The sequence below is a fragment of the Paenibacillus sp. JNUCC-31 genome (genome assembly GCF_014844075.1).
Taxonomy (GTDB): Bacteria; Bacillota; Bacilli; order Paenibacillales; family Paenibacillaceae; genus Paenibacillus.
In genome coordinates this window covers 6350335-6368048 of sequence record NZ_CP062165.1, presented here as the reverse complement: position 1 = coordinate 6368048, position 17714 = coordinate 6350335, and the positions used below count along the sequence as shown (strand labels likewise).

Sequence of the window (17714 nt, the reverse complement as noted above, 5' to 3'; positions counted from 1 at the left end):
TTAATAGTGAACCCAACGTTTCTGACCAAGCCACTGCAATACAGTGAAGATCATGATAATGGCAAAGAGTGCCCAGCTAATGGCAGCAGCGTAGCCCATCTCGTAATATCGGAAGGCATTCTGGTAGATAAAAAGCGACAGCACAGTTGTACTGTTCCCTGGCCCACCCTGGGTAATCGCTTGAATAATACCAAAGTTTTTGATCGTCATAATCAGACCTGTAATCAGCAGCAAAAAGGTCGTTGGACTCACAAGCGGCCAGATCACTTGGCGTATCGTCTGCCAGGGGCGGGCTCCATCAATCCGTGCAGCTTCTATCAATTCCTCCGGGATTTCCTGCAAAGCGGCCAGATAAATAATCATGTTGTAACCCAGCATGAACCAAATCCAGATGATATCAATCGCAACCATGGACCATTCGGTTGTCGATAACCAGCCGGGTGGGTTCGTGATACCGATACCCCGTAAAAAACCGTTAATCGGCCCCGACGTTGGCTGGAACAGCAGCATCCAGACAAAGGCGATGGCAACGCCGCTGGTGATATAGGGCATGAAATAGAGGGCACGCAGTGTTTTTTGCCAGTACACCGACTTGTTCAATGCCACAGCCACGATAAATGCCAAACCCATCGATACCGGAACCGCTAACAGAAATACAAATGTATTTCGCATCGCCACCCCAAACAGATCATCATTCAACATTCGGCGGATATTGTCCAGCCCCACGAAATGTGTCTCCGGGCTCATGAATTTGTAATCGGTGAACATGAGATAGAACGAATAGACAGCCGGTATAATAAAGAATAACAGTACACCAATCATATTGGGCCCAATAAACAGATACCCGAGCCTGCTCTGCCGTTTCATCCAGGATTTATGCATATGCTCCCCCACTCCTTAACATCTGTTCTGGAATTAAGCATAACAAGATGTCCTCTCACATTTAAGGAACATAACCCTATACCTGATATCACAGATATATGCATTTTAGCAGTGCCTTTCGAGAGGCGAATAACATGGAATTGTTCTATTTCCTTTAGTCCGGAAAGCCCTGGCTAATACCATGCATCTAATGCTCTATGAATCTATTGCTTAAATAGAAAAAACCGCCCCATTGGGGACGGCCTTCATTCTCAGTGATTTTACATTCTATTGATTCTGCTTCAGCCAATCATTGTGGCGTTTGACCATGTTTTGAACCGTAACTTCGGCAGTCTGGTTACCAAGGAAAAACTTTTCATACTCCTGGGCACGCAGATCCACCACCTCTTGCGCAATGCTGCGGACAAACGTAGGTGTCTCGTCACCATACAATACGAACTCCAGTGACTCCTTATCATAGGAATCGGCATAATCGCCAAGCAGATGATCAATGGCTGTCTGCTGATCGACCGCATTCGAGGAAGGCAAACGTCCACCCGCAGCCATCGGCATCATTCCTCCATCGGCGTACCATTTCAGGAACTCCCATGCGGCTTCTTTATTTTTCGACTTGGAATTGATGGCAATAAAGTCACCCAGTCCTCCGCTCTTCACCATATCTGCTTCTTGTGCAGCCAGTCTTGGTACAGGGGCAAAGGCGATTTTCCAATCCCGAGGGAACTCGGTCATGTTGTTCGATGTGCGGATCAGCCATTCGCCGATATTAATCATGGCAGATTCACCGCCAAGGAACATGTTTTCCACCGGCATTTTGGAAGTCAGCTGCTCTCCGAGCGGCGGCGTGGTTGCGTCCTCCTTCATCATTCCGTTCAACGTCTCCAGCCATTTGGTAACGAGCGGATCATCGAGGTTGGACGTACCGTCTGCCTTAACATAGCCGTTCTTCACCAGAACGGAATCGAGCGGGTCCACATAGGAAGCGGTATGCTGCACCAATCCGTACTTGAAGCCAGTAGCCTTCAGCTTGAGTGCATACTCACGGGCTTCATCCCAAGTCCAGGCTGTGGGTACACTCAGTCCCGCTTGATCAAGCGCTTTCATATTTAAGGCGAAGAAGGCAGCATTTTTCTTGGTCGGCATCCCGTAATATTTGCCGTCCACTTTCCAGGAAGCCGCATCTTCACCCATTTTCTCATCAATGTTGTAGTCGGTGAACTCGCCCAGGTCCAGTGCTGTCCCACCCTTGATGCGTTTATCGAGGTTCGTGAGGGTGTAGTTGACATACAGGTCAACGTTTTGTCCGGTGGACAGCGCCGTATCCAACTTCAGGTTGCCATCATCATCATTCACAAACCGCACATATTCCACCTGAATGTCGGGATTCTTCGCATTCCAGGTATCCACCACTTCCTGCGGACCATTCTCGGGCGGCACCGCGCCCCACATCGTGAGCTTCACTTTTCCCGCAGCCGCTCCACCTCCGTTATCTCCACCGTTCGTCTCATTTTTACCAACACAGCCAGCAAGCAAGCCCAGCATCAGCGCACCCACGATTAATCCGGTTAATCCTCTTTTGATTCTCATCTGGTCACATGACCTCCCTGAATTGAAGTGAATGTACCTTCCGTTACATCGTAGCAGGGGTTTTCCTGGGTTCATAAGATACATATCCATGATTCGAATTGAACAAAAATACGGATTTACCCTTACTTGCCTGAGCACTCGGTACACATATTCCTTCTATTCATCCTGTGAGTCACGAGCGGTGGCGATACTGACTGGGCGTGCAACCGGTCCAACGCTTGAATATTTTAATGAAATAATTATCGCTTCCAAATCCCACCCGGTAACCAATCTCTTGTACAGGAAGATCCGTTTCACGCAAGTATTTAGCCGCTTTCTCCATCCGTACCCCATGCAAATAATGAATCAGGGTATATCCGGTTTTCTTTTTGAACAAAGCGCTAACATAATTCTCTCCCATCATCACATATCGTGACATGGATTTGACGGTAATGTCCTGGTCGTAATGCTGTCCGATGTACTCGATAATTTTGCTAATCTCCGGATGCTTCACCACCAGTTCACGAACAGGTGTGAACGGAAGCTCAGTCTCAGACGGGGGCGCAGAAGAGACCGTCAGTGAAGTAGGCGAATCAGGTGTTGATGTGAGAATCGGTGTAGAAGGCGGCACTTCATGATGATCTGTCTCTGTCCTGGCTTCAGCCGAAGCTCCTAGTTCCGCACTTATTTTACGTAGTGTATCACGCAGTGAATTCACACTCATGGACAGCTTCAGAATATAATTCGAAGCCCCGTATTCCATCGCACGACGTACATATTCGAACTCCCCCATACAGGTGAGCATGACAAACTTGGTTTTTAACCCGGCCTGGCGGGTCTGTTTGAGTAATTCAAGACCATTCATACCCGGCATGACAATATCGGTCAGCACCAGATCCGGTGTATCCCGTATGATCATCGCCAGCGCTTCGGTTCCATTACCGGATTCTCCGATGACCGTGAAGCCCAGCTCCTCCCATGAAATAATCTCTCGTACCGACTCTCGTACGAATACCTCATCCTCTACAAGCAATACTTTCCACATGCCAGATTCCCCTCTCCAGTCGTGTAGGACGTGTCTCAAAACTCGCGAAGTGCATCTTTTACCGCCTTTTCGCCCCATGCTGCGTCACTTCCCCTTGACGTGCCCCGGCACGCCTGCGGAAAACTTCCTTGCTTGGAACGAAAATTCAGCAAAATCTGCTTCCTTCGGAGTTTTCAGACACGCCCTAGTCAGACCGCTTCTGTACATAAGGCGTCGACAATAAAAAAGGAATGCTGAACCTAACTAATGTCCCCGGCTTGGTATCGATCACTTCAAGTTTACTTTGACCTTTGAACAATAACCGCAATCGTTCCCTGAGGTTGGACAGGCCGATCCCCGGACGTGTCCGGGTTACCTGCAAACGTCGAGATTCCTCCATTCCGATTCCGTTGTCTGCCACCTCCAGCATCAGTGTTCCTGTGTCTTGCCTATAAATTCTGATACGGATCTGCCCAAGCTGCTCCAGTGGCCCGACACCGTGGTGAATTGCATTCTCCACCAGTGGCTGCAAGCTCAGCTTGGGCACCAGCGCATACTCCAGCTTATCATCAAAGTCACAGGTCACTTCAAAGCTATCGCGGTAACGAATCCGCTGGATATGAAGGTAGGCTTGGACCAACTCGATCTCATCTTTCAGATATACCAATTCGACCTGTGAATTCAGGCTGACCTCCAGTAATTTGCCCAAGGAAACACACATCTCGGAGATCTCCTCATTCCCGCTGCGGATCGCACTCCATTTCATTGTATTCAATGTATTCAGGAGAAAGTGAGGATTCATCTGAGCCAGGAGCATATGAAAATGTACCGCTTCCTTCTGGCGTTCCTCCGTCTTGAGTCTGGCAATCATCTGATTGGCATCGTCCAGCATCGTATTGAACGTACGTGTCAGTTCCAGCACTTCGCCACGGCTGTGGCCCTCAGGAATACGAATCTTGAGGTTTTTGCGGACAACCTCCTTCATCTGTCTCTGTAGATGCGACAAAGGGCGCGTGAACGTAGCCGAGATCATAAAAGCCATCACTACAAATGCTCCTGTGAAACCAAAAAAGGTCAGAAAGTAACGCTGTTTGAGTTCGGATATCTCTGTAAAGAGGATCGATAGCGGAATCCGATTCACCATATACCAGTCCAGTGATTCGATATATACGTAGTTAATCAGCGTATCCGAAGCTGGATCGGTCAGATAAGCCTCTGCCGGATGTAGAGCTATTTCACGCGTAACCTCCGGGGAGAGGGCAGCAGTTTGGGATGAACGGGCAATAGTCTCCCCACTACCCGTAATAAGATAATACTCCTGGTTACTCTGTGAATCCTTCAACATGGTCTGGAACCAGTAGGAATAATCAATGCTAATTCGTGCCAGTCCGTATCGCTTGCCGCCGCTATCTTTCATGTATGCATACAGTGACAAGAGGTACGGGCTGGAGGATAACTCCCTGAGCAAAGGGTTAGTATCTCTGGCATCCCAGCGATAAAAAAGTTCTTCCGGTTGAAGCGAATGTGAATCCGCACCGCCTTTTGGAATGGTTATTTCCCCCAGACGCTCGCGGAATTGTTCCAGATAGGGGCCGTACGCCAGTGCTTTTTTGGGCAAATACGAAGTGTAAACGCTATCATGAAAATCCAGCAAGGTAAAATACACGGAAGGATTATATAGAAAGAAACTGTTGTTGATCATTTTAAACTTCTCTTCCACCAACGACTTGTTCTCAAGCGGCGTACGATTGTCCGGGGAAGTTAGCACACTTCTTACCGCAGAATCCTGTTCCAGAAAAATGAGTGTTTTGAAAGCGATGCTCATCTGGTCCTCCAGAGAGCGGTACATCTGTACCATCTGCTCATGACTCTGCTCACTGATTTTCTGCTCGACCAGCGATTCAATCTGCTGATAATTGTAGACATTCAATGCACTGAACGGCAAAAGAATCAACACCACAAACGCACCGAACAGGCGGTACCTCAGTCGCTGTGGCAACCAACTCTTCCAGTTTGGCTTCTTCATTCCTTTATGCTCGCTCCCCTACAATTAATGAACCCATTATAGCACCTGCCTGCCATTTACAGCCGGAGTCGAATGATTTGCATGGATATGTGATATTCGTTGCCTGCATTCAAGAGAAATGCACAGATATGATCTATTGGTGTAAGAAAGAAATGAATGGATGGATGGGCCCTTATCTCATACTTGATGTCGTCTTCGGTATTCCGAGGGGCTAATCCCCAATGTGGATGAAAATACGCGGCTCAGATAAAATCCGTTCTCATACCCACATCTCTCCGCAATTTGCGTAAGGGTCAGACGGCTATCTGCCAGCAAGGCTTTTGCCTTTTTGAGACGAATCGCTTTCAGATAATCGGATGGTGTTTCCTGAAAGGCCTCACGGAACCTTCGGGTGAGCTGAACTGGACTCAAAGCCAAATGTTCGGCCAATGCTCGGAGACTGACCGCCTCTCCTGCCCATTCCTCCAACAAAACTGCCGCTTCAGCCATGAGAGCATCCTCCGTGAACTTCCGTTCCATCAGCCTGCTCTGTCTGCGCTCCCAATTATACAGCCGCCACAAATCCATCATCAGATGGGTCTTCCATCCTGTTGTAGCCTCATCGTTGTCCTCGCTCGCCTGACGCAGATAGGCATATGTTGAAGCCAGACGCTTCGTATCATTGATGAGGGATTTTCCAATCGGCGGCAAAATATCCTCATCCTCTGCGGCGTTACAACTGAACTGCATATAGTGAAACGTCAGTGGGGTTACCGTCTCTCTGCGAAAAGGAACGCGGGGCGGACATAACACCAGATCAGCAAAACCCGCCTCTCCTGTCTGTCCACCTATCTCATACCGAAATACGCCCTCTTCAACGGCAAAGACCACCCAAGCATCGTAGATATCTTCTGTCAGAGCAAATTCAGCTTTCTTCTTCCAGTAGATGTGATTAAGGAGGTCCATGATACACCTGCCTTTGTTGTGAAATAAAGTATATGCTCGATGATAATATAGTGCATTTGAAAAGTAAATATATAAAACTAATATGAAATTATAGATATGAAATAGGAGCTTAGGCTCATCCATTTTCAATGAGAGAGGTGTTCGTATGAAGCACGAACTCGTTAAACCGGATATCACCGTTATCGGAGGCGGACTAGCTGGCGTGTGTGCGGCCATATCTGCAGCCCGCCTGGGCCAACAGGTCGCTCTGGTGCAGAATCGTCCCGTGCTCGGCGGCAATTCCAGCAGTGAAGTACGTGTGTGGGTCTGTGGCGCTACCGCCCACGGAATTAATCGCTATGCTCGCGAGACTGGCATCATGGGGGAACTATTTGTAGAGAATCAGTATCGTAATCCGGAGGGTAATCCCTATCTGTGGGATTTGATCATTCTGGAAGCCGTTCGAGCTGAATCCAACATCAGCCTGTACCTGAACACGGATGTCCATGAAGTGGAGGCCACCGGGGATGGAGAGGAACGCATGATCACCTCTGTTACCGGGTGGATGATGGGATCTGAACGCAAAATCCGATTTGAAAGTCAGATCTATCTGGACTGTACGGGCGATGGACTGGTTGGCTTTCTGGCAGGTGCCAAGTTCGCACTCGGCCGGGAAGCCCGCAGCGAATATGGTGAAGAGTGGGCACCAGAGGTGGCTGATCAAATCACGCTGGGCAGTACGCTCCTTTTTTATACCAAGGATGCTGGTGCACCTGTCCGTTATATCCCGCCTTCTTTTGCCAAGGATATTACACAGACCAGCATTCCGATTCGCCGGGTCATTCGCAGCGGGGATTCCGGTTGTCATTACTGGTGGATTGAATGGGGCGGTGAACATGACACCGTTCATGACAATGAGCTGATCCGTGATGAACTGTGGTCCGTGATCTACGGGATCTGGGACTATATCAAGAACTCCGGCAAGTTCGATGCAGACCATATGACGCTGGAGTGGATCGGTTCTCTGCCTGGTAAAAGGGAGTACCGCCGCTTCACGGGTGACTATGTGCTCACCCAGAACGATATTATCAGCCAGCGGGAGTTCCCGGATGCCGTTGCTTTTGGCGGCTGGTCCATTGACCTGCATCCCCCGCAGGGCATGTACGCCGAAGCGAGCGGCTCGAGGCATATGCATGCCGACGGCGTGTATCACGTGCCGTTCCGCTCGTTGTATTCCGCCAATGTGCGGAATATGCTCATGGCCGGGCGCGACATTAGCGCATCACATGTCGCCTTCGGCACGACCCGCGTCATGGCCACATGCGCGGTCATCGGCGAAGCCGCGGGTACGGGCGCGGCGCTCTGCGCGGCCATGGGGGTGTCGCCGCGCGAGCTGCACGCGAGACATCTGGCGGTACTGCAGCAGACGTTGCTGCGACAGGACGCTTCCATCATCGGGGTGCGCAGCCAGGATGAGCTGGATCTGGCCCGGCGTGCCAAGGCTACAGCCTCCAGCACGCTGACGGGCATCGCTCTTGAGCAGCCTGGCGAGACGTACCCGCTGGGTACGGATGCCGCCCTGCTGCTGCCCGTGCATCCAATGCTCAGCGGCTTGGAGCTGCTGCTGGATGCATCCAGCGATACCGCGCTGACGGTAGAGCTGTGGGATACGGGGCGTAAGGAGAACTACGTCCCGCATACGTTACAAGTTACGGCGACTGTTAACGTTACAAAAGGAAATGCGCAGTGGGTGGAGCTTCCGCTCGAATGGCGACCGGAAGAACCGCAGAATGCTTTTATGATCATCCGGGCGAATGAAACTATCTCCCTCTACCATTCCACGGAAGCACACAGCGGGGTACTGATCTTCTTCAGAACAGAAGAGAACCATGTGTCCAAGAATCTGGAGGATCATGCCACGGATCAGCCTGTCGTATTGTGGTCCATGCAAGGGTTGGCGCGTCAGCCATTCTGCTGTCGTACCCTCTCCATTAGCGGTGCTTACTCGGCGGACAACACAGTCAACGGTTACCATCGCCCTTACGGTGGGCCACAGCAGTGGATGTCGCAGCCGATGCAGTCTGGCAAGCCGGAATGGGTGCAGCTGACCTGGGAAGAGCCACAAACCTTGGCTGAACTGCACTTGACCTTCAATGATGATGTGAACGAGGATCTGGTTAATCTGCATCACCATCACACGACATTCCGGGTCATGCCTGAACTTGTGCGCGATTATCGAGTCGAGGTACTCGCTCTGTCTGGCGAGTGGATCGAGATTATAAACGTAACGGAAAACCGCAGAAGAAAAGTCATTCATTCCTTAGATACACCTGTGTATGCACAGGCGCTTAAGGTAATCATTGATGCCACCAATGGCAGCAGGTACGCGGAGTTGATTGAGATTCGGGCGTATGGGGAGCCAACAGTGACAGGCAAGAGCTGAACGCAAAAAGCAATGGAATAACCCCCTGAAATTTCCCATGAATTCTAGGGGGTTATATTTAATTGTCGTTCAGCATTCTCCGAATTTAAATTTAGGTAGTTAATTCATTTAATTCCTCAACGGGCGGAGTGGAGAAATCCCCAAGACTCAATTTCGCCTCAAAAATAGTACTTTCATGCTCCGCAGCCAATCTACCTCGGACCCACACAGCTCCGTCCGTAACAGCTGAACGCTCGACGATCATCTTCTCCTGCATGCGAATCTCACGATGATATGAAATTTGCAGACGTATCATACCTGCTGCCAGTTCATTCAATGTTAATGCATCACAACATACGTCAGCATACCGAGCATTGTTCATGTGCCCATTACTGTCCGTGCTGCTGTATTGTACAGTTAAACGATATTGTTCCTGCAAGCTGAGTTCAGAGGGAACCGTCACTTTGGCAGGCGGTTCACCTAATGATATATCAGGATGCGATTTCACTTCAAAAGGAAGAGCTGATGGTCTGACGACTCTGCGTCTCTTCAGATCGACCAAAGCCCAAGCCGTGCGAGCCTCAGCCAGATGTGTTCCCTCCCGATCTGTAAGAATATAATCCCTTAACCATGTCACACCTTTATTTTCTTTGTGCCATGTCTGCAAGGATACTTCTTCTTCCAATCGGGCTGGACGCATCATCGTGACATCTGTTGTTAACAGCATCCAACCTAACCCCTGATCCAGCATCTGCGACACGGTAACGCCCATGCCAGCAAAATCGCGGTCTGCTGCCAACTGCATATGTTCTAGTAAGGCCGATGGGCGACATTGTGATCGGTAGTCTGCATCGGCTGATCCAATCCGGTAATGAAGCTTGAATGGTTGTTCAGATTGCATGTGAGTAAACCTCCTCAGGCTGGGCAACTTGTAAAATTTCTGATCCGTAACCCCACATTAATCATGCGTTCGATGTATACGACTGCGATACTGATCAGGTGTGCACCCTACACTTTGTTTGAACATTCGACTGAAATGGGACAAACGTTTGAACCCTGCCGACCGGCTGGCTTCTGTCACGCTGATATCCGGCTGGAACTGGAATAACAGCTTGGCCTGATTAATGCGACGATCATACACATATTTAAATATGGTGCTGCCCGTCATTTCTTTGAAAAGTCCTGCCAAATAAGGCTTGGACAGATGAAGCTCACTTGCCAGATCATCCAGGCCAATATCCTTCATATAATGGGTCTCGACATACCCAATGATATGCTGTACATGTCGCTCCTTCTCGGAAGAAGGGCTGTGTTCCTTCACACTGCCTTGGCAAATCCCGGCGATAACATACAACAGATCACATAAACGAACGTTCATCCGTTCCTCTTTGAACTCCCCCGGATTTACCGTAAGCTGATGAAGATCCAGCAGCAATGCTTCAAATTCAGAGCGGACATTCCCCGTCAGATTGATTCGGCAATTTCTTAATTCTTCGAACGGCTTCAGCACATCATTGATCCGATCCGGGTGCAGGCTGCTGCGAAGGGCCGAGGGGTCAAAATGCAATGTTGTTCGCACATAAGGCCTGCCTGGCAGTGGATGCGGACGATGTAGGGTCATCCCATGCATCAGGACCAGATCACCCGGTTCAAGATTGTATACTCGATCCCCAATAAGATATGTGCACTCTCCATCATGAAAATAATACACCTCGTAATGGGGATGCGAATGAAATCCGTAAGATACTCCAGGCTCATATGTGCTGGTAGAGCGGTAGCTATATTCCAGTGGAGCACTAAATTGCATCATACTGGGCATATCCAAGCACCTCCTGTTCTGGAGAAGTTCTTTCCATTTTACCTGTTTCACGTCGGCTCGGATAGTACTCTACTGTCTGAAATATAGAGGGCCATGCATGTCTCCGTTTGTACGGTACATGTCATGGCCCTTTGGGATTGTAAAAGAATGATTACAGTAAATGATATCTAAAGAAGCTGTTCAATACTCGCCTGGATCTCGTCAATCGAGTCAACAGGTTCAAAACGTTTTACCACATGCCCATTAGCATCAATCAGAAACTTCGTAAAGTTCCACTTGATTGCATCCCCATGCAACCATTCCGGTGCTTTGTCCGCCACCATCAGCTTCAACAACTTTGCTTGCACATCCGTCTCATCAAAGCCTGCAAAAGGGCCTGATTTCTTCAGGAAGTCATACAGCGGGTGTGCCGTTTCCCCATTGACATCCATTTTGGAGAACATGGGAAATTTCACGCCATAGTTAATCTGACAAAAGGATTCCGCCTCTTCGCTGCTTCCCGGTTCTTGTTCGGCAAACTGGTTACACGGGAAACCAATGATCTGAAGCCCCTGCTCTTTATATCGGTCATAAAGCTTCTGCATGTCGTCAAATTGATGCGTGTACTTACACTTGCTCGCTGTATTTACGATCAGCACTGGTTTTCCTTCGTATTGATAGAGCGGGAATCGTTCTCCACTCGTTTTGGTTACGTTAAAGTCATAGATGGTTGGCATAAGATTGGTGCACCTCGCGATGTTATGTAGTTGTACAGACTTATATGAATTTCTATTATATACGAAATAGAAGATTCTGTATCTTAAAAAAAGCCGGATAACTACCATAGCGTTAACAAGTACATCCATCTAATTATCGGATTGATAACTTTCATCCCAAATTTTAAAATTATTCAAATCAACATTCGTTCCAACACTCTCGCAACTCCGTCAGAATCATTCGTATCGGTGATCTCTTTCGAGAGAATCTTCAACTCTTCAATTGCATTATCCATGGCTACCGACCAGCCACATATTTCAAATAGCCCGATATCATTAAAATCATCACCAAAAACCATTACATCTTCAAGTTTTATTTTCATTGCCTTACATAAAATTCTCAATGCATTTTCTTTGGAGGCTTTTATTGAAGAGATTTGAACAAGATTACCACCGTCAGTTATCAAAACATTTATTCTGGATGCAAACTTCTCTCTGAGAAAATCTATATCCTTGAATCCCGTAAAAAGTATTTTTGTTGCAGCAATACCTTTGAGCTCTTCTAATGATTTTATCGTTGGGTTTTCATTTACTCTCATAAGCGTTGTATAATCATATTCTTTTAAACTAAACCATTGATCCTCCACTTCAAGGCTTAAACCCAGTTCATTGTTAATCTCCATGCCATAATTTATTAACTCAGTAGTGATCGCAGGGTCTATGTGTTCATATTGTTGAATACCCGTGTAATTGCAGTGGATATAGCCTCCATTGTAATATATAAAAGAACCGCTATGGAGCAATTCCTCAGGTAAAAGCAACCTTACTGATCTTGGCGGGCGTGCTGTAGCATAGATAAACCTGATCCCTTGTTTAGAGCATGTCATCATTGCCTCATAATTTCGTTTCGAAATTTGTTTATCTGCATTGAGCAATGTTCCATCCAGATCTAATACTATTATTGGATATTTTATAGAAATTCCCCCCTATGATACTTAAATTCACGCTATACTTCCGTTGCATTGCTGAACCTATGTACCCCAAATTCCTTGAAGTCTGATTGAAGTATCGCTTCTCTTAGAGGATACAGATTGGGAGTAAATCGGAGTTCGATTCCTTTCTTAAATAATCTATCTATTAAACCATCCATTCGGTCTATATGTAGAGGCTTTGTAACCTGATAAGAAATATAGTATCCCGCCGTTAGATCAAAGAGTTCAAAATTGGTGTCATCGAAATGATACCTGTACATGATCTGATTCTTCATCCTCGAATACCATGAACTTTCAACCGTAACGATAATATTTGCATTAGAATGTTTGAAAAACTTCTCGTTATTCTCATCACTTATCGTGTCAGTCTTCTTACAGACGATTCTCGGGCAATCTCTTGGAAAGTAATATGAATATTCATGCTCTTCATCAATGGCCCACACCACTGCTGGAAAATCAGGTCTGTTTTGTTTCTCCCGCGGAATAAAGACTTGGATATCTGAAACCTCGCTAAAATGATAAAGCATACAATCACCTCTCTTCATTTAGTGATTCTTAAGCCTCGAAAACATGCTTTTACATTTCAGAAATGTTCCTTTTCCCATCACATAAAACAACAGAGGTCTCAATTTGTCTTTCGGGAACGTTCCAGTATCGAGTTAATAACTGCTTCTTTTCATCCGATGAAACGAGTGTAAAGCCATTTTTCAAATAAAATTGTATAGCCCATTCTGCGGAATCCCAGGTTCCTATTAATATCGGTTTGTCGGTGGATGCCACCAGATGAGCCAACAGTTTTGTCCCTATTCCGCTACCGCGTTGATGAGTCCTTACATAAGCGTGCCTGATTAAAGCAACATCACCTTTATCCTGAATTCCCATGACACCCCATAATCTATGATGATCTTCAAAACCCCAAAACACGACGCCATCACCGATTTCCTGGTTCAATTCTTCCAATGACATATAAGGTTCATGATAGCGATCCTCGGGAATTACACCCTGGTATGCCTTTGCTGCATCATTAATGATCTCATATATTGCATCCGTATCCATATTGCTGCACAATCTGATCATGGCATACGCCTCCTGAAGGTTCATAGTTTAGTAAATTGGACTACCGTAGGGGATATATTAATTCAATAGGTTCATTTATCAGTTCCTCTTTGAACATATAATTATGATCTGCTCCCACAATACATAGAATTCTCTTACCTGGATTCGAATGATAAGTGTTTTTCACGCGTTGAATCATGATCTGATTTCGTACGATCCATCTAAAGTTATTTGCTTTTGGATTAATCTGATCCAACCATTCATATTTTTGTTTAGTCATTTCATCAAATGCATCCGAATTAAAGGGAATCAATCCAACGTCATGTGTATTCATTTGTTTAGCAAACCATTCATCATCGATCTTCTCCAACGCTTTACGCTGCTCTTCTGAGAAGCCGTTAAATGGATCAAAATCATTCCAGACATCCAACTCAAACCAGTCAATTGGCACAAACTCGATATTCCGTTCTTCGCATAATGGAAAGATAAGCTCCCAATACTCACTGGCTGGCTCCCCCCAGTATCCCTTATCCTGTTTATCCTTAATGTATTTCATCCAACTTAGGGGATGCACCTCACCACAGATCATATCCGGGTTGAATTCTGTAATAAGATCTCTATAAAGAGCAAGAGTCGTTCCATACTTTTCTCTTAATTCTTGATTATGAATCGTTCCCAAGATTCCAACGACCGTCATATCATTTCTCCTTTGTATGTGAGATTCCCTATGTAAGTCTACAATCTTTTCTTCAAGAAATACTGAATAATCCCTTCGGGGTATTCATCTTCACTTTTGAATCAGAGCATAGTCCCCACGTTATTTGAGCTTAAATGACCTGTATATAAAGAAACCTATGGAACTAAACAAAATGATAATGAATACAACAATGGGCAGCCAATGATTATGACTGATTTTGTCCACACCTGAAAAGCCAATGATCATCCAACTGATATAAATGAAAAGTATGGATATCTCCGTCTTCATCAGATTAATCATGATTCGTGCATTTTTATATTGCCTCTGCGCATTCTCCAAATTTAAATTCAGATAGTTATACGTATGAGGATACTTTTCCAGCTGCGAAAGCCCAACCCATAATACAAGGCCAATCACTAAGGGCAACCATACTCCCCACTTTCCTCCCCAGCCATCAGGTTCCCCCTTCATATTAAAATGAATCGGTATCTGATCCGGTAAGGTCACCCATTGTTGGAAGCAGTATACCGTTCCAATAATAAATAAAAGGATAGTTAAGATGTCTAACGTTTTCTCCATTAATGTTCTGGAAATTGTTATCTTCGGACGATCTTTGATTTCCAATTTCCCACCTCTTCTCTGGTTATACGTAGTATAATTACATGTTAACAAGGATTAGCCTCTTTTTCCAATGATTTCTGAACAGCCGTAAGGAATGAAAACATAAGCAAAAAAGGCCACCTTTACAGGCAGCCCTTTACTTGTTATAACGTTATTTACGAACGGAGAGAATGAACTTCTCCAGCGATTCTGTATTGGTGATACTGTGATTACATATTACATCAGGGTCTCGTCTCCATACATACGTGTTGACCAATCGTAGAATAGGCAATCATCCTTCTTGTGTATCGGCGTATTCTCCCTCAATACCGATATACTGTCCTTCGATCGGGACATGGGCTCTCATGGGTGTTCAACAGCGGCATTATACCATCTTCGAAGTTGATTAATGTGAGCTTGATGATAACGACTGTGGTCAGCGATATGCCATATGCCCCAGCGTATGGTCGCTTGCTTCTCATTCTCATGCCCAAAAGTGACAATCCTCGCTAAATCATCATCCGTTAATTGTGTACACGCATCCTTCAGCATAGCTATGACACCTTCATACGTCGACATAAGTATACTCCAAGATACTCCTTGAACCATCGGAAGTCTGCCATGTTCATCAATCATGGGCCCATGTTGCTCTTTTAAGGTCTGAGGTAGGCCATTTATTCGATAAACCCAATTCAGATCGACGTAGGTGATATGTTTTATTAATTGAGCGGTACTATTGAAATTGTGATTAGGTCCTTTATAATCAATTTCTTCTAGCGACATACCGTCAGTAATTCGTTGGAGTCGTTGGCTGTTTTCTTTAACCGCAGAATATAACATACCAACAACAGGGGCCATATTGGCTTCGCCTTTTAAGTCGTAAAGCACCGTAACTCCTCCTTTCATACAATCAGGATGGTAACTTATCATTTGCAGGAATATACATCGTTTGTATCTCTTGAACACCAGGAACAAATCCAAGATTATAATAGACCGATTCGGCGTCGTTGCCTTCCATGACATATAACCTTAGAACTGGATATTTGTCTTTAAGTTCAGACAGGGCTCTTTGTAACATGCGTGTAGCAAGTCCTTTTCCTCTGTAAGCGGGGTTGACTCCGATGCTGTATACTGCTGCTTGATTGTCCTGCAAACAAAGCCGACAGTTGGCTACGAGCTGTCCAGTAGCCTTATCATATACCAGAGTAGAAGCCTGAGTTAGGTTCTCATTGGTGTAATAAATTTCTTCGTTCGGGATAAAGTCTTCAAGGGATGTTTTCTTTCTGCGTAAGGCTTCGAAACCGCCTACAAAGCTTTCAAAGTCACACTGAGCAATTTCATCTTCATTAATGTATTGCTTAGCACCCGTTTCATTCTCGATAATTTTGGGGCTCTTAACTATAAAATCATGATCCCAACGCACATTGAAATGATCTGTCGGGCGCTGCATCCAGCGACATCTGAACTCATCTGGCCAGAATCCAGCCCTCGTAAATAAATGTACTTGATCGGGGAGGATTTCATATATCTTGATACGTTGAGTTGCATCAGACCATTTTATGAGTATTCTTTTAAGAAGTTTCAGTACCTCAAATGAATCATTGAATGGGGGCATAAAGAATAGATGATATAACGTATTGGGTGCCATCCTTACCCCACCGATTTTTGACTCTCCTTTATAAATCCAAAAAGAGTTATTCCGCGAAACATTGAAGTAGCCTTCCTCTCTAAAAAATCCAGTATAAGCCATATTATAATAGACAGAACAGTATACTCCCCATTCTTCCGGATCAGCCTTTTGAATGGAATATTCATTCGATAAATCATACGAATGAAGTTCCTCAGACCAATGATTTAATTCCACGCGTCATTCCTCCTCATTGATGTTAACTACCTATAAAATATTTAAGGTATATGTTATCTGGACATTTCTAGTCCCCTCCTTAAATAACATGTCCTTTACTATTTACTTGATCAATTCCATCATTAATCTTATTTTTCAGCAGCTCATGAAATTTATTTTCTTCCTTCTTTAAATGCTCCTCAAGGAAAGCAGAGATAAATTTATTAATAGTGGAATGCTTGTGTTCTATCCCATCTTCGTTGTAATGTATCGGAATATCGCTAAAAGTCATATGATGAGCACCGTTTAGTTTAATAAATGAACTATTCAGAGGACCCGAGTCAAACAACGCCTCATACCCACTCAGTAACAAAGGTAATAGGTCTGGAGAGAGTTCATTTTCCAGTTCTTCAAACGAGCATTTCTCTTGCCGAGCTACCAATAACGGAACAGATACTCTCTCTTCCTTACTCTTCGTCATTAAATGGAAACTAGGATCTAATAGAATACTAGCCTTAATTCTCTTTTCTCTTTTTAGCAATTCATAAGCAGCAGCCCCACCTAATGAATGACCAATGATCCCCATTTCATTCATATCGACTATGGCCCTAAGATCCTTATCTGAATCCAAGACCTTATCTACATTTTTCAAAACCCAACTGATATCTTCAACTCTAAGCTTCAATAATTGTTTCCAAGAATGAATATCTAAACTGTCTATTTCGGATATCTCTTTGGATTGCTGGACAAAGCGACCGTCAGGAAAAATGGAAAATATAGATTCATAAGTGGCTCCTATGGTAATGACAACAAATCCGCACTCCACTAAATGCTCTACACAAAAGGAATACATATCTCTAACGACACCAAAAGCCGGAGCTACAAAAATAATGGGACAGTTTTTAGCAGTAATATCAACACTCTCATCATTATGTATTTTTGTATCCAGATTACAAATATAATCCTTTTCCACTCCCATACTAGAGAGCATATCAATAGCTAAAGTGCTATTAGGTTCAAATAACGAAATATATTTCGACTCATGTTCCACGGAATTGGAAGGATAGTATATACTAATGAGCACTTCTCTGGTTTCCTTACTTATCGGATCCATACGTGATTCATCCTTTAAACCAACAACCTTTCTTCCAACAGTCATTGCATTCACCCT

17 protein-coding genes are annotated in these 17714 nt (G+C 45.3%); 1 reads left to right on the top strand and 16 read right to left on the bottom strand.

Annotated elements, in window-relative coordinates; genetic code table 11:
- The 5 genes from JNUCC31_RS28180 to JNUCC31_RS28160 all read right to left on the bottom strand — a co-directional run bounded on the left by JNUCC31_RS28180 (position 1) and on the right by JNUCC31_RS28160 (position 6440).
- Positions 1 to 882, bottom strand: a complete 882-nt coding sequence (locus JNUCC31_RS28180) for a carbohydrate ABC transporter permease (RefSeq protein ID WP_192266632.1) — start codon at positions 880 to 882, stop codon at positions 1 to 3.
- 267 nt (positions 883 to 1149) lie between these two features.
- Positions 1150 to 2466 (bottom strand): ABC transporter substrate-binding protein, encoded by a 1317-nt coding sequence (locus JNUCC31_RS28175; protein WP_192266630.1) that lies wholly within the window; start codon positions 2464 to 2466, stop codon positions 1150 to 1152.
- 172 nt (positions 2467 to 2638) lie between these two features.
- Complete coding sequence (locus JNUCC31_RS28170; protein ID WP_192266628.1) at positions 2639 to 3490, bottom strand: response regulator transcription factor; 852 nt, start codon at positions 3488 to 3490, stop codon at positions 2639 to 2641.
- 184 nt (positions 3491 to 3674) lie between these two features.
- Positions 3675 to 5468: a sensor histidine kinase gene (locus tag JNUCC31_RS28165; RefSeq protein WP_228469281.1), complete on the bottom strand. Its 1794-nt coding sequence runs from the start codon at positions 5466 to 5468 to the stop codon at positions 3675 to 3677.
- Positions 5469 to 5672: 204 nt separating this feature from the next.
- Entirely contained in the window at positions 5673 to 6440 is a 768-nt protein-coding gene (locus tag JNUCC31_RS28160) for a helix-turn-helix domain-containing protein (RefSeq protein WP_192266624.1), read from the bottom strand.
- A 145-nt stretch (positions 6441 to 6585) separates the two neighbouring features.
- Between JNUCC31_RS28160 and JNUCC31_RS28155 the strand changes: the two genes are divergently transcribed.
- Positions 6586 to 8862, top strand: coding sequence for an FAD-dependent oxidoreductase (locus JNUCC31_RS28155; protein ID WP_192266623.1), 2277 nt, complete (start codon positions 6586 to 6588; stop codon positions 8860 to 8862).
- 91 nt (positions 8863 to 8953) lie between these two features.
- On the opposite strand, the gene JNUCC31_RS28150 is transcribed toward JNUCC31_RS28155, so the two are convergent.
- The 11 genes from JNUCC31_RS28150 to JNUCC31_RS28100 all read right to left on the bottom strand — a co-directional run bounded on the left by JNUCC31_RS28150 (position 8954) and on the right by JNUCC31_RS28100 (position 17702).
- A complete protein-coding gene (locus tag JNUCC31_RS28150) occupies positions 8954 to 9742 on the bottom strand; it encodes an acyl-[acyl-carrier-protein] thioesterase (RefSeq protein ID WP_192266622.1) in 789 nt (262 codons plus the stop codon).
- 57 nt (positions 9743 to 9799) lie between these two features.
- Entirely contained in the window at positions 9800 to 10660 is an 861-nt protein-coding gene (locus tag JNUCC31_RS28145; RefSeq protein ID WP_192266621.1) for an AraC family transcriptional regulator, read from the bottom strand.
- Positions 10661 to 10827: 167 nt separating this feature from the next.
- Positions 10828 to 11376, bottom strand: a complete 549-nt coding sequence (locus tag JNUCC31_RS28140) for a glutathione peroxidase (RefSeq protein WP_192266620.1) — start codon at positions 11374 to 11376, stop codon at positions 10828 to 10830.
- A gap of 173 nt (positions 11377 to 11549) precedes the next feature.
- A complete protein-coding gene (locus tag JNUCC31_RS28135; RefSeq protein ID WP_267132532.1) occupies positions 11550 to 12314 on the bottom strand; it encodes an HAD family hydrolase in 765 nt (254 codons plus the stop codon).
- 47 nt (positions 12315 to 12361) lie between these two features.
- A complete protein-coding gene (locus JNUCC31_RS28130; RefSeq protein WP_192266618.1) occupies positions 12362 to 12874 on the bottom strand; it encodes a DUF6886 family protein in 513 nt (170 codons plus the stop codon).
- Positions 12875 to 12923: 49 nt separating this feature from the next.
- The gene (locus tag JNUCC31_RS28125; RefSeq protein WP_228469280.1) at positions 12924 to 13403 is read right to left on the bottom strand and encodes a GNAT family N-acetyltransferase; all 480 of its coding nucleotides are present in this window, start codon (positions 13401 to 13403) and stop codon (positions 12924 to 12926) included.
- Between the two features lie 61 nt (positions 13404 to 13464).
- On the bottom strand, positions 13465 to 14100 hold the full coding sequence (locus JNUCC31_RS28120; protein WP_192266615.1) for a hypothetical protein: 636 nt from the start codon (positions 14098 to 14100) through the stop codon (positions 13465 to 13467).
- A gap of 120 nt (positions 14101 to 14220) precedes the next feature.
- Complete coding sequence (locus JNUCC31_RS28115) at positions 14221 to 14679, bottom strand: DUF1648 domain-containing protein (RefSeq protein WP_228469279.1); 459 nt, start codon at positions 14677 to 14679, stop codon at positions 14221 to 14223.
- A gap of 384 nt (positions 14680 to 15063) precedes the next feature.
- The gene (locus JNUCC31_RS28110) at positions 15064 to 15588 is read right to left on the bottom strand and encodes a DinB family protein (RefSeq protein ID WP_192266610.1); all 525 of its coding nucleotides are present in this window, start codon (positions 15586 to 15588) and stop codon (positions 15064 to 15066) included.
- Positions 15589 to 15610: 22 nt separating this feature from the next.
- Positions 15611 to 16564, bottom strand: coding sequence for a GNAT family N-acetyltransferase (locus tag JNUCC31_RS28105; protein WP_192266608.1), 954 nt, complete (start codon positions 16562 to 16564; stop codon positions 15611 to 15613).
- Positions 16565 to 16643: 79 nt separating this feature from the next.
- On the bottom strand, positions 16644 to 17702 hold the full coding sequence (locus tag JNUCC31_RS28100) for an alpha/beta hydrolase (RefSeq protein WP_192266606.1): 1059 nt from the start codon (positions 17700 to 17702) through the stop codon (positions 16644 to 16646).
- Positions 17703 to 17714: the final 12 nt, after the last annotated feature.